The sequence below is a fragment of the Streptomyces sp. TP-A0874 genome, from assembly GCF_001748085.1.
In the GTDB taxonomy this organism is placed as follows: domain Bacteria; phylum Actinomycetota; class Actinomycetes; order Streptomycetales; family Streptomycetaceae; genus Streptomyces.
Map to the genome: position 1 here is coordinate 68,396 of NZ_BBZK01000005.1, position 12,645 is coordinate 81,040.

Annotated in this window: 12 protein-coding genes; 6 read left to right on the top strand and 6 right to left on the bottom strand. The window is 71.8% G+C overall.

Features of this window, described 5'->3' with window-relative positions:
- The first annotated feature begins 96 nt into the window (after positions 1 to 96).
- The gene (locus BGP73_RS07960) at positions 97 to 624 is read left to right on the top strand and encodes an ATP-binding protein (protein WP_069813167.1); all 528 of its coding nucleotides are present in this window, start codon (positions 97 to 99) and stop codon (positions 622 to 624) included.
- Between the two features lie 157 nt (positions 625 to 781).
- On the opposite strand, the gene BGP73_RS07965 is transcribed toward BGP73_RS07960, so the two are convergent.
- Positions 782 to 1,021: a DUF397 domain-containing protein gene (locus BGP73_RS07965; protein ID WP_107474005.1), complete on the bottom strand. Its 240-nt coding sequence runs from the start codon at positions 1,019 to 1,021 to the stop codon at positions 782 to 784.
- 550 nt (positions 1,022 to 1,571) lie between these two features.
- Here BGP73_RS07965 and BGP73_RS07970 point away from each other — a divergent pair.
- From BGP73_RS07970 to BGP73_RS07980, 3 genes are all read left to right on the top strand, one after another.
- Positions 1,572 to 2,084, top strand: coding sequence for a hypothetical protein (locus BGP73_RS07970; protein ID WP_069813169.1), 513 nt, complete (start codon positions 1,572 to 1,574; stop codon positions 2,082 to 2,084).
- 135 nt (positions 2,085 to 2,219) lie between these two features.
- Positions 2,220 to 3,755, top strand: coding sequence for an ATP-dependent DNA ligase (locus tag BGP73_RS07975; protein WP_069813171.1), 1,536 nt, complete (start codon positions 2,220 to 2,222; stop codon positions 3,753 to 3,755).
- Positions 3,756 to 3,970: 215 nt separating this feature from the next.
- Entirely contained in the window at positions 3,971 to 4,822 is an 852-nt protein-coding gene (locus BGP73_RS07980) for an esterase/lipase family protein (RefSeq protein WP_069813173.1), read from the top strand.
- Between the two features lie 99 nt (positions 4,823 to 4,921).
- Here the strand turns inward: BGP73_RS07980 and BGP73_RS07985 are convergent, their stop codons facing one another.
- Positions 4,922 to 6,694: a thiamine pyrophosphate-binding protein gene (locus BGP73_RS07985; RefSeq protein ID WP_069813175.1), complete on the bottom strand. Its 1,773-nt coding sequence runs from the start codon at positions 6,692 to 6,694 to the stop codon at positions 4,922 to 4,924.
- 229 nt (positions 6,695 to 6,923) lie between these two features.
- Here BGP73_RS07985 and qcrB point away from each other — a divergent pair, with 229 nt between their 5' ends.
- Positions 6,924 to 8,564, top strand: coding sequence for a cytochrome bc1 complex cytochrome b subunit (gene qcrB / locus BGP73_RS07990; protein WP_374701132.1), 1,641 nt, complete (start codon positions 6,924 to 6,926; stop codon positions 8,562 to 8,564).
- A 37-nt stretch (positions 8,565 to 8,601) separates the two neighbouring features.
- On the opposite strand, the gene BGP73_RS23490 is transcribed toward qcrB, so the two are convergent.
- The 4 genes from BGP73_RS23490 to coxB form a co-directional block, all read right to left on the bottom strand.
- On the bottom strand, positions 8,602 to 9,147 hold the full coding sequence (locus tag BGP73_RS23490) for a hypothetical protein (RefSeq protein WP_244501130.1): 546 nt from the start codon (positions 9,145 to 9,147) through the stop codon (positions 8,602 to 8,604).
- 6 nt (positions 9,148 to 9,153) lie between these two features.
- Positions 9,154 to 9,513 (bottom strand): hypothetical protein, encoded by a 360-nt coding sequence (locus BGP73_RS08000; RefSeq protein ID WP_069813177.1) that lies wholly within the window; start codon positions 9,511 to 9,513, stop codon positions 9,154 to 9,156.
- A complete protein-coding gene (locus BGP73_RS08005) occupies positions 9,510 to 11,111 on the bottom strand; it encodes a cytochrome c oxidase subunit I (protein WP_244501131.1) in 1,602 nt (533 codons plus the stop codon). Before BGP73_RS08005 ends, BGP73_RS08000 begins: the two co-directional genes overlap by 4 nt.
- Positions 11,112 to 11,182: 71 nt before the next feature.
- Positions 11,183 to 11,830 (bottom strand): cytochrome c oxidase subunit II, encoded by a 648-nt coding sequence (gene coxB, locus BGP73_RS08010; RefSeq protein ID WP_069813181.1) that lies wholly within the window; start codon positions 11,828 to 11,830, stop codon positions 11,183 to 11,185.
- Between the two features lie 299 nt (positions 11,831 to 12,129).
- On the opposite strand from coxB, the gene BGP73_RS08015 reads away from it, so the two are divergent.
- The gene (locus BGP73_RS08015) at positions 12,130 to 12,588 is read left to right on the top strand and encodes a hypothetical protein (protein WP_069813183.1); all 459 of its coding nucleotides are present in this window, start codon (positions 12,130 to 12,132) and stop codon (positions 12,586 to 12,588) included.
- Positions 12,589 to 12,645 lie beyond the last annotated feature (57 nt).

The window sequence follows — 12,645 nt, forward strand, 5'->3', positions numbered from 1 at the left end:
TCTCTTGCATTCGGAACGATGGGGCCGCACACCCGCACACGTCCTGACCGTTTTCTTTCCACTCGGGCCGGTCGGCCAGGAGGAGAAGTGCCAAGCATGGGGTCCCAGGGCTCGGCGATGCTGGAGCCGACACGGCAGGACCTTCCCCCGGTCGAGCCGGCGGCTCTCTCCACGTCGCTGGTCTACCGGCTGGCGCCCGGTTACGAGGCGGTCGGCGACGCCCGGCGGTTCACCAGGTCCGCTCTCCGGGACCGGGGCCTGTCCGACCGGTTCGACGATGTGGGCCTGGTGGTCTCGGAGTTGGTCACCAACGCGCTGCGGCACGCCCGCCCCGCAGCCGCACCGGGGTCCGCGGTGCCCGCCGTCCGACTCCAGCTGATGTTCTCGGACTTCCGCCTCGTCTGCGCCGTCCGGGACCCGGGCGACTCCGCTCTGATCAGCGACGCCTGGTCCGCCCCGCGCCCCGCCGTCCCCGCGGAGACCATGGAGTCCGGCCGCGGCCTGCACCTGGTCGACGCGTTGAGCGAGGGCTGGGGTTGGCACCCGGTCGCCGGGGCGGGCGGCGGCAAGGTCGTCTGGGCGCTCTTCAGCTTCCCCAGGAGACTGCCGCTCTGCGCCGCCTGAGTCCGCGGCGACCGACCGACCCGTCACCCGCCCCGGCCACCGCCTCCCTATGAAGAACCGGTGTCCGGCGGCCCCGGCCGGAATAAACACCACCGGTCGGAGACCCATTCGGCACCGGAAACTCGCGACGCCCCCGACCGTGTTCCCGGCATCGCCATCAGGGCCGGGTCAGATGGTCGAATTCGCCGTTCTTCACCCCGGCCAACATGGCCTCGATCTCGGCCGTGGTGTAGATGAGCGCGGGCCCTTCCGGATAGCGGGAGTTCCGGACCGCGACATCTCCGCCCGGCAGCTTCGCGAACTCGACGCAGGCGCCCTGTGAGTTGCTGTGCCTGCTCTTCTGCCATACGGCGCCATGGAGTTCCGTGGCCGCCATGCCGTTGTATGCGTGGTGCACAGGGTCTCCCGAGTAGAGCAGTGGCGTCATCGCCGCGTCCAATAGCCGGATCATATCCGCGTTCATGTGCGTCTGCGTGAGCGGATGCACGTGCACCGCGGGTGCGGGAACGGCTCCGCTCGGTTTCTGCCGAACCCTTTTCGGCGCCCTCTTCCGGGCGTGGAGACAACGGAGACATCCGACTTCCGAGGCGCGTCTTCTCACTCGCCGGGGCCGGGTCGCCTCACGGCCGGGCCACATCCGCGCCCCGCATCCCCCACCCGGAGACGAACTCCGGAGCGGTTCCGCCTCCCGACGGACACGGCACACCACAAGAGACGACAGCGGACGCCCTCAGGTTGGCCCGCCGATGGAAATTTTCTTCCGTCACGCCACGGCAAAAGCTGAAAACGACGGTTTCCGCACCGGCCCGCTGATTGAACGGCGCACATCCGGCCGTTCTCCCGGGGGTTGACCGGGAAACCCCTCAGGAACCTGAAAGGCCCCGGAGCACGGGGAAGTCGGGCTGGTAGCTTGACCGCTCCGGGAGTCGACGACAGGGGAGACAGGAGTGCACAAGCGCACCCGTATCGGACTCACAGCGGGCGTGGCCGCCGCGGTTCTGCTGCTGGGGGGCTGCGGCAGCAGCGATGACGACAGCGACGGCGGCAAGGCGTCGGAGAGCAGCGCGCCCGGGAACGGCGACGACGGGAAGGGGCCCGGCGACGGCGCCAAGTCCGAGATCTCCGGGGTGTGGAGCGCGGAGACCAACGACGAGCCGCTCCTGCTCTACGTCACCGCCGACGACAAGGCCATGCTGCTCGGCAAGCACTACTGCACCGGCAAGGTCACCGATGCCGCCGGGCTCGGGCTGGACCTCGAGTGCAGCAACGCGGACACCAAGCGGAGCTCGGGCACGCTCGAACCCTCCGCCGACGGCAAGACGATGAAGGCATCCTGGAGTTCGGGGGTCTCCGACTCCTTCACCAAGTCGGCGGACGACACCGAGATCCCGACCGAGATCCCCACCAAGCTGCCGGAGAACCTCCCGGAGGAGCTGCAGGACGGCCTCCCGCTGCCCTGACCTTCCCGCTGGCTGCGGCGGCCAGTCCGCTCGATACCGCCGCAGCCTCTCCGTCATCGGCTCGGGGGCGCCTGACGCGCCGGCACCGGATGCCCCCGGACTGCGGTGAGCGCACGGCGGGGCGAGGATGGCGGCATGCTGCTGGCCGATCTCGCACGCGCTTCCCGGGAGGTGGCCGCCACCCCCGCCCGGTCCCGGAAGGTGGCCCTGCTCGCGGAGGTCTTCCGCCGCGTCGAACCGGCCGAAGCCGCGGTCGTCGCCACCTACCTGGCGGGCCGACTGCCGCAGCGCAGGACCGGGCTCGGCCGGAGCGCGCTCCGGCAGCGGGTGCCGGCAGCCCAGGAGCCGACGCTGACGGTACTCGCGACGGACCGGCTGCTCGACCGGATCGCGGCGGTCTCCGGCAAGGGCGCCCGGACCGCGCGCGGCCGACTGCTGCACGAGCTGCTCTCCGCGGCCACCCCGGAGGAGCAGCGCTTCCTCAGCGGGCTGATCGCGGGCGAGCCGCGGCAGGGCGCGCTCGACGCACTGGCGGCCGAGGGGCTGGCCGGCGCGGTGCGGGCCTCCCCCTCGGAAGTGCGGCGTGCGGTCATGCTGGGCGGCTCACTGGGGGCGGTCGCCGAGACGCTGGTTGGCCGTGGCCCTTCCGCGCTGGCGGACTTCCGGCTCCAGGTGGGTCGGCCGGTGCTGCCGATGCTGGCGCAGACGGCGAAGGACCTCGACACCGCGGTGGACCGGCTGGGCCCCTGCGCGGTGGAGGAGAAGCTCGACGGCATCCGGGTGCAGGTGCACCGTGACGGCCGGAGCGTGCACGTCTTCACCCGCACCTTGGACGAGATCACCGAACGACTGCCGGACGTGGTGGCCGCCGCCCTCGAACTCCCCGCCGACCAGCTGGTGCTGGACGGCGAGATGATCGCGTTCGACCCGACCGGACGCCCCCGCCCCTTCCAGGAGGTGGCCGGGCGGGTCGGCTCCCGGCTGGACGTGCCGGGAGCCCTGGCGCTGCTCCCGCTCTCGGCCGTCTTCTTCGACGTGCTGCGGGTGGAGGACCGGGACCTGTTGGGGCTCACCGCCGACCGCCGGCACCTGGAGCTGGCCCGCCTGCTGCCCGGCCGGCTGCGGGTCCGGCGGGTCGTCGTACCGGACCCGCAGGACGCGGCGGCCCGCGCGGCCGCCCGGGAGTTCGCCAGGGAGACGCTGGACCGAGGGCACGAGGGCGTCGTCGTCAAGGCGCTGGACTCGGAGTACCGGGCCGGTCGGCGCGGCGCCTCCTGGCTGAAGGTGAAGCCGGTGCACACCCTTGACCTGGTGGTGCTGGCCGCGGAGTGGGGCAGCGGCCGGCGCACCGGCAAGCTGTCCAACATCCATCTGGGCGCCCGGCGCCCGGACGGCTCCTTCGCCATGCTCGGCAAGACCTTCAAGGGCCTGACGGACCGACTGCTCGACTGGCAGACCGAGCGGTTCCCGGAGTCGGCCGCCGGCTGGGAGCCCTGGGGTGTGATCCTCCGTCCGGAACTGGTGGTCGAGGTGGCGTTCGACGGGGTGCAGCGCTCCTCGCGCTACCCGGAGGGGATCACGCTCCGGTTCGCCCGGGTGGTCCGCTACCGGCCGGACAAGACGGCGGCCCAGGCGGACACGGTGGAGTCGGTGGCCGCCCTGCTGCGCTGAGTCCCGACCGCTCCGAGCAGACCCGCGGCGGCCTGGGATCGGGCGCTCCCTCCCGGCGGGCCATCTTTTACCTGTACATGACTAGTGGCAACTCATTACTGGCGCGTAAGTTGACGGGTGCGTCAACAACGAGCGGCCGCTCGGCGACCGGACCACGCACTTCCGCTCTTTCTTCTTTCGTGCACCCCCTTCACCTTCACGCGAGGAGACCCGCCATGAAGCTGCCCTGGAAGCGCCTCGCCGCCGCGGTAGCGCTCACGCTGGCCGTGACGGCGACACCCGCCAGCGCGGCCGCTGACGCGGCCCCGTCCCGGGGTTGGAACGACTACGACTGCCGGCCCTCGGCCGAACACCCCCGCCCCGTGGTACTCACCCACGGCACCGGCGGCAACTCCATCGACAACTGGCTCGGGTTGGCCCCGTACCTGGTGGCCCGCGGCTACTGCGTCTTCTCCCTGGACTACGGCCAGCTGCCCGGGGTGCCCCTGATCGGCGGGCTCGGCCCGATCCCCGACTCGGCGCGCCAGCTCTCCGACTTCACCGACCGCGTCCTGCGGTCCACCGGCGCCGGCGAGGTGGACATCGTCGGTCACTCCCAGGGCGGCATGATGCCCCGCTACTACCTGAAGTTCCTGGGCGGAGCCGAGAAGGTCAACGCCCTGGTGGGCATCTCGCCGTCCAGCCACGGCACCACCATGAGCGGTCTGGCCACGCTGGCCATGGCGATCCCCGCGTTGAAGGAGCCGCTGGAGAAGGCGCTGCCGGGCCTCACCAGCCAGGTGGTCGGCTCGGAGTTCCTCAACGAGCTCAACGAGGGGGGCGACACCGTGCCCGGCGTGGACTACACCGTGATCGCCACCCGGTACGACCTCATCGTCACCCCGTACCAGACGCAGTTCCTGGAGGGACCGAACGTCAAGAACGTGCTCATCCAGGACCTCTGTCCGGTCGACGTCTCCGACCACCTGACCATCGCACTGGTCGACCGCATCGCCTTCCACGAGGTGGCCAACGCCCTCGACCCGGAGCACGCCACCCCGACCGACTGCGGGTCGGCGTTCAGCTGACCCTCCCGACGCGCGCCGACCGGCCGGAGCCGGGCCACTTCGGGCCCGGCTCCGGCCCGTCTCCACGCCGGGACGCCTCCGACCGATGCGCTCAGGGCGTCATGCCGAACCGGCGCCGCCGACCGAGGAGGCGAACCGCCGGCGCCAGGACCCCAGAGTGGTGAGGAGGGGCGGTCTCCGGCCCCCGCCCGTGCCGTCCGGCCAGGCCCAGTCCGGCGCCGTGTCCCCGTCCACCATGAACTCGAGCAGCATCGGCCCGGTGCCCGCCAGCGCGCGTTCCCAGACGGAGGCCACCTCCCCCGGCCGTTCGCAGCGGACCGCGGGCAGGCCGAGCAACTCGGCGAAGGCCGCGTAGGAGACCGCGGGGACCTCGCCGGTCACCGGAATGCGGGGATCACCGGCCGCCTTCCGGCGCTCCCAGGTCAGCCGGTTGAGGTCCTCGTTGTCGAGGACGCAGAAGACGGTGGGCGGCAGATCGGCGAGTCGCTCCCTGTGCCGCCGCACGGTGATCAGTTCGTTCATGCCGCCCGCCTGGAGCGCCCCGTCGCCGACCAGGGCGACGACCGGGCGGTCCGGGAAGGCCAGACGGGCCGCGACCGCGTAGGGAACGGCCGCTCCGGGCACCCCCAGCCGCCCCGACAGGGCGGCGCGCATGCCGTTGCGCAGCTCCAGGTGGCGGGTCCACCAGTCGAGAGAGGAACCCGAGTCGGTGACGACCACGGCGCGGTCCGGCAGCCGCGCGGACAGTTCGCTGACCACCGAGCGCGGATTGACGGCCATGCCGAACATCCGGCGGGCCTTGGCCCGGCCATCCCCCCGCCACTCCCGCACCGCACGCTCGATGTCGGCGCGCCAGGCCCGGTCGTCGCGGCGGTGCAGCAAAGGAATGAGGGCTTCCAACGCCGTGTCGACGTCACCCGTCACTCGCACCGCGGCGGGCAGGTCACCCCCGCAGGGGGAGGCGTCGGCGTCCACGTCCACCGTGACCGTGCGGCGCCGTACCGTCCCCGGCAGCAGGCCGGCGTCGAAGTCGTGCGCCCCCACCAGGAGCAGGGTGTCGCACTCCCGCAGCAGGGCGGCGGCGGGTGCGCCGCCGAAGGCGGCTGCCACGCCCGCCACGTAGGGCAGGTCGTCCGGGAGCGCGTCCCTGCCCAGCGGGGTCTTCGCGACCCCGGCGGCGAGCAGCTCGGCCGCGCCCGCGACCTGGCCGGCGACCCGCTCACCGCAGGGCCCCAGGACCACGGCGACCCGGCGGCCGCCGTTCAGGAGATCGGCCGCACGCCGCACATCGGCCGGTTCGACGGGGCGTACCGGAGGGCGGAAGCGCGCCGGAGCGGCGTCCGCCTCCTCGCCACCGGCGGACCGCGGCACCGCCTCGGCCTCCAGTACGGAACGGGGCAGCACCAGCGTGGCCACCCCGCCGTCGCCGAGGGCGGCTCGCACCGCCCGGTCCAGCGCGTCTGCCGCCAGAGCCGGGTCGGCCAGCTGCTCCCAGTAGACCGAAGCCTCGGCGAAAAGGCCGGCCACCGGCACGGCACGCCGGCGTCCGCCGCGGGCGGGCACGGGTTCCAGCCCGACCAGGGCCACCACCGGTTGGCGGTCCAGGGCCGCGTCGTACAGACCGCTGAGGAGGCGGAGCGCTCCGGCCCCGGACGGAGCGAGACAGCACCCCGGCCGCGCGGTGAGCTTGGCGTGCGCGCACGCCATGAGGGCGGCCGACTCCTCGTGCCGGGTCTGGACGAACTCGGGAACCCGCGTGCCACCGGCCAAAGCCGTCACCAGGGCGTCCACTTCCCGACCGGGAAGACCGAACACCCGGTCCACCCCCCACGCCCGCAGCCGTGCCGCGAGGAACTCGGAGACGCTGGTCACAGGTACCTCCGCACCCAGGGCAGAGACATATCCGGACGGGTAGCCCGGGTCCCCGCCGGACAAACCGGGAGTTGAGCGGCTCGCACCCGCGCGACCGGCCGTACCGCCCCTCCTCGGCCGCGCCCTCTCCCCCGGCCGCCATTTCGGCCGCGCGCCCCGGGGGCATCCGTGCCAGGCTCCGAACAGCGGCGGGCGGTCGACGTGGGCGGGTGACAGGAGAGGAACAGCCGTGGCGGAGTCTCGCGGGGACGAGTCGGCTCGGCCGGCCGCGCGGGGGGAACGGTTGGCGACCGTGCTCGACCGGCGGCTGCCGGTCTCCTCCGCGGGCAAGCAGTTCCTGCGGAAGGCGTTCCCCGACCACTGGTCCTTCCTGCTGGGTGAGATCGCCCTCTACAGCCTCCTGCTGCTCGTCCTCACCGGCGTGTACCTCACCTTCTTCTTTCACCCGGACATGACGGAGCAGACGTACACCGGTTCCTACCCGCCGATGCAGGGAGTGCGGACGTCGGAGGCGTACGCCTCGGTGCTGCACATCAGCTTCGACGTGCGCGGAGGGCTGCTCGTCCGGCAGATCCACCACTGGGGGGCGCTGGTGTTCGTCGCCGCGATCGGGGTGCACCTCATGCGCATCTTCTTCACCGGTGCCTTCCGGCGCCCCAGGGAGGTGAACTGGACGATCGGTGTGACGTTGTTCCTACTGGCACTGCTGGAAGGTTTCTGCGGCTACTCGCTCCCCGACGACCTGTTGTCGGGCACCGGTCTGCGCACGGCCCAGGGAATCGTGCTCTCCATCCCGATCGTCGGCACCTACCTGTCGTTCTTCGTCTTCGGTGGCCAGTTTCCCGGCGAGGAGATCATTCCGCGGCTGTACGTGGCCCACATCCTGCTGCTTCCCGGACTGCTGCTGGCGCTCGTCGCGGCGCATCTGGGGTTCGTCGTCTACCACAAGCACACCCAGTGGGCCCGCCCCGGCCGGACCAACCGCAACGCCGTGGGCAAGCCGATGGTCCCGCAGTACACCGCGAAGTCCGTCGGCCTCTTCTTCGTCGTCGCGGCGGTGCTCACGCTGCTGGCCGGTCTGCTGCAGATCAACCCGGTGTGGGACTTCGGCCCCTACCGGGCGGACCACGTCTCGATCGACGCACAGCCGGACTGGTACGTGGGCTTCCTCGAAGGCGCCCTGCGGCTGATGCCCGGCGCGGAGTCGAACTTCGCCGGACACACCGTCACCTGGGACGTCCTCCTACCGGGTGTGGTGCTGCCGACGATGGTCTTCGCCCTCCTCTACGGCTACCCGTACTTCGAGAGGTGGGTGACCGGGCCCATGCCGGAGCGGCATCTGTGCGACCGCCCCCGCGACCAGCTCACCCGCACCGCACTCGGGGTCGCCGCCGTCTCCGTGTACGCCGTGCTGCTCGCGGCCGGCGGCCAGGACGTCCTGGTCCGTGTCTTCGCCATCCGGCTGGAACTGCTGACGTACGCCTTCCGCACCGCACTGTTCGTCGTGCCCTTCGTGGCCTACCACGCCACGAGACGAGCCTGCCTGGGGCTGCAGGCCACCGACCGGAAGCACCTGGTGGTGGGTCGGATGGCCGCCGAAGTGCGGCGGACCGCGGACGGCGGGTACCAGGAGGCGAGGACGCTGCTGTCCGGAAGCGAGGCGTACCACATCCTCGTCCGCGACGAGCCGCGGCCGCGGACCCAGGGCACCGAGCCACGGCGCTGGTTCCGCAGGCACCGGGTCCGCAACGCGCTCAGCCGCTGGTATTTCGGCGAACGGGTGGAACTGCCCCTCAGCGATCGGCAGCGGCAGGGCGCGGAGGTCGTGCGGGCCGCCCCGGGTCAGGGCGAGGGACCTGACGGCGCGTGAGCGCCAGGTGCGGGCCCCGGACGGGCACCGCCCGAGGTCAGCGCACCACCGGCTCAGCGCCCCCGCCGTCATCCCGCTCCGGCAGCGCGAAGGGGTCCCTCAGCGACTCCAGCCGCTCTTCCCGGTGCACCCACGACCAGGTGATGTACGCGGCCGCGAAGCCCAGCGGCAACATGCCCACGATCATGGCGATGCCTTCCGCGGAGTGACCCGCGGCGATGACGCCGAGCGCGGGCAGGTCCAGCAGCGGTCCGGCCCCGAACAGGTACAGGCACCGGCCGGGATCGCCCAGCCGGTGCCGGGTGCGGTTCACCACGGGCACCCAGAACAGCACCGCCCCCACCACCAGCAGGGGTTCCGCCACATGACCGCCGCCGGCCGGTGCCAGCCCCATCTGGTCACCGAGCATCACCCAGCCGTGCAGGAGGACGAACAGCGGCAGGGAGAGCCCCGGGGGCACACTGACCCGCTCCCACAGCGGGTTCCGCCTCCCGAGCCACAACAAGCCCGGCACCACCGCGGCCACCACGAAGCCCCACCAGGCCATCTCCAGCACCGACGATGTGTGCGCCGAGTGGTCCACCCGTTCTCACTCCTCCCAGGCCGACACACCGCGCACCGCCCGGGCCGCCGCCAGAGCCAGCAGCGGGACGGCGAGGGCCAGCAGCCACAGGCCGTAGACGAAGGCCAGCGCGACCAACGCGCAGCCCAGCGCGGCGGGCAGTGCCGCGGCGGCGCCGCGGTCGGGCAATCGGTAGCGCACGTGCTGGTCCGGTCCGAAGCGGGAGGAGAGCAGCACGAACACGGCGGCCAGCTCCAGCAGGGCGACCGTGCCGCCCCACAACCAGAACACCAGCGAGCTCTCTCCGTAGATCCCCAGCACCGTCAGGAGCAGGCCGTTGAGGGCGCCCCAGCCCGCCACCACCACGGCGGACAGGTGCCGCCTCACCTCCGGCCCCCCTGCTCGGCGGCTTCCTCAGCCCGTCGCTGACGCAGGTCCAGCAGCGGCGCGAAGCTGGTGACGGGCGGCACCGGGTGTTCCCGAGTGAAGTTGTACCGGGGCGGCGGGGAGGAGGTGGCCCACTCCAGCGAGTGGCCCTCCCAGGGGTCGTCCGCCGCCGGTTCGGCACGGCCGTGCGCGCGTTGGCGGAGGGTCCACAGGACGTTGACGAAGAACACGATCATGGCCGCGGCGATGAAGCCGGCTCCGATGCTGGCCAGCAGGTTCGCCAGTCCGAACCCCTCGAAGGCCCCGTAGGTCACCACCCGGCGCGGCATGCCCTCGTAGCCGAGGCCGAACATGGGCAGGAAGGTCAGGTTGGTGCCGATCACCAGGAGCCAGAAGTGCAGGCGGCCGCCCCGCTCGCCGAGCATCACCCCGGTCACTTTGGGAAACCAGAAGTACACCGCGGCGAACAGGCCGAAGGCGCTGCCCGCGAAGAGCACGTAGTGCAGGTGGGCGACGATGAAGTAGCTGTCGGTGACGTGGTAGTCGATCACCGGCGTCCCGACCATGATGCCGGTCAGCCCGCCGATGAGGAACTGCGGGATGAAGGCCAGGGCGAACAGCATCGGCGTACGGAACCGCAGCCGCCCGCCGAGGATGGTGCCCAGCATGGAGAAGTACTCCACCCCGGCGGGGACGAGCAGGAGGATGGACGTCAGCGAGTAGTAGTCGTTGGTCGCCTGCCCGGTGGCGAACATGTGGTGGCCCCACACGCTCATCGACCCGGCCGCGAACACCAGCAGCGACAGCACGGTGCCCCGGTAGCCGAAGAAGCGGCGCCCCGCGAAGACGGACAGCACCTCCGCCACCGCGCCCAGGTACGGGAAGAACATCACGTACACCACGGGGTGGCCGTAGAACCAGAACAGGTGCTGGTATCCGATGTTCCACACGTTCGACTCGAAGACCGACGGGTCGGCGCGCCCCACGGCGAGCAGCAGCAGCGCGGCCAGCAGCGCGGGGAACGCGCCGATCACCATCAGGCAGGTGGCGACCATCGACCAGGAGAAGACCGGCAGGCGGAGCATGGTCATCCCCTGCGTGCGTTTGCGCAGCGCCGTCCACATGACGGCCCAGCCCATGACGATGCTCCCGGTGCCGGCGAGGAACACACCGGCGATCCACAGGTCGGAGCCGACGCCGGGAGAGTGGACGCTGTCCGCCATGGGCGGATAGGAGAACCAGCCGTCCGCGTGCGCGCCGTTCGGGGTCGCGAAACCCACGAGCATGACCACCGCTCCGAGCGCGTAGAGCCAGTAGCCCAGCAGCGTCAGGCGCGGGATGGCGATCCCGGGGGCGCCGACCTGCAACGGCACCAGGTACACGCCCAGCCCGATCGCGAACGGGGTGAGCACCATGTAGATCATGCCGGAGCCGTGGATGGTGAACAGCTGGTTGTAGGTGCCCGCGTCCACCAGGTTCTGTTCGGGTCGGGCGAGCTGGGTGCGCATGATCAGCGCGAGGGTCCCCGCGAGCACGAAGAGCACCATGGAGGAGCCGATGGTCAGCAGCCCGATGCGTTTGTGGTCGGTGGTCGTCAACCAGCCGAGCCAGCTGCCCGGCGTGACGGGCCGCCCAGCCGTCTCCCGCTCGGTACTGGGCGGCGCCGAGGTCACGCCGCGGCCCCGGGTCCGCTACCGCTCTGCAGCCACCGGTCGTACTCCTCGGGCGACACCGCCTTGATCCAGAAGTGCATCCTGTAGTGCAGGTCTCCGCAGAACTCGGCGCACTTCCCCAACCAGCGGCCCTCCCGGTCCATGGTGAGGGTGAAGGTGTTCACGTGGTCGGGGAAGGCGTCCATCTTGTACCGCAGGGCCGGCACCCACAGTGAGTGGATGACGTCCCGGGAGGTCAGGCGCAGCTCCACCGGGCGACCGGTCGGCACCACCAGTGTCGGGAGGTCGTCGCCCCGGCAGTCGCCGGAGACGCTGCGCCGTTCGGCCGTCTGCGGGTACGTGAAGGTCCAGCACCACTGGAAGCCGGTGACGTCCACGCGCAGGGGCGGGGGATCGGCCACCTGGTGCTCACGGTGGTTCTGCCAGGCTGTCCACGCCACCAGGAAGACGGCGAACGCGGCCAGGACGCCGACGTAGTAGGCCTCCAGACGGAGCCGCTCGTTCCGTTGGGAGACCGCCACCCGGCGTCCGGCCCGTCGCTTGACCAGCGCGTAGCCGAGGACGGCCAGCACGACGAAGAACACCAGGCCCGCGACGATCGACTCCAGCGCGAGGACCTGGCCGAAGACATGGCGCTGCCTCACCGCGTGGCCCGCCCTGCCCGGCCGACGGCCCGCGAGCGCGCTGCTGATGTACGGAAGCCCCCGACCATCACCGACCACTCCCATCGCGCGTGGGGACACGAGGCCAGGCGGACATTACGGGCAGAGCGGACAGCCCGCGAGCAGACACACCGCGACCGGGGCCCGGACGCTCCAGAAGTCGCACCGCAGGTTCACGGCGGTTTCCACGACGGCGGCAGCGGGTACCCCTGGCCGGTCCCCGGGCGGACGGGGATCCGAGCGACACGCCCGAAGGTTGTCCCCCGTTCCCAGGAGCGCCGATGTGGAAGCGCGCCAAGCGGCCGAAGCCCGCCCGGGGCGCGGACCGCACCGACTTCTCCCCCGTCGTGCTGTGCGATCTGTGCGCCGCCGTCTCACGGGACGACGAGGCGGTGCGTACGTACGTACCCGACTCCTCGTACACGCATCCCGTCAACGACTGGTTCGACGGCCTCCGCCTCCTCACCGCCTGCGGCAAGACCCATCTCGCGGAACTCCGGAAGCACTACCGGAGTCGGCCCTTCGTCGAGGAGGAGCTCTGGGCCGCGAAGATCACCCGGGCCCTGACCAGCGGCCCGCCGGTCCTCACCCTCGTGGAGCTCGGCTGCCGCACCGGACTGCACGAGCCGGATCTCCGTCGCGCCATCGCCTGGCACAACCAGCGTGCACGGGAGGGCGGGAACGGCCCGCCCTCCGTCGAGATGGGCGACCAGGAGCCGCGGGGCGGGGAAGGGGCGTGAGGCGGAGCCGGCCCGTGCCTCCCGGGGCGGTCGGGGCGGCACCGCCCCATCCGGACC

What these genes read in the sequence shown, in the direction of transcription:
- BGP73_RS08015 (WP_069813183.1), top strand. Translation starts at nt 12,130, where the DNA reads ATGTGGAAGCGCGCCAAGCGGCCGAAGCCCGCCCGGGGCGCGGACCGC.
- BGP73_RS07960 (WP_069813167.1), top strand. Translation starts at nt 97, where the DNA reads ATGGGGTCCCAGGGCTCGGCGATGCTGGAGCCGACACGGCAGGACCTT.
- BGP73_RS07975 (WP_069813171.1), top strand. Translation starts at nt 2,220, where the DNA reads ATGCTGCTGGCCGATCTCGCACGCGCTTCCCGGGAGGTGGCCGCCACC.
- BGP73_RS07980 (WP_069813173.1), top strand. Translation starts at nt 3,971, where the DNA reads ATGAAGCTGCCCTGGAAGCGCCTCGCCGCCGCGGTAGCGCTCACGCTG.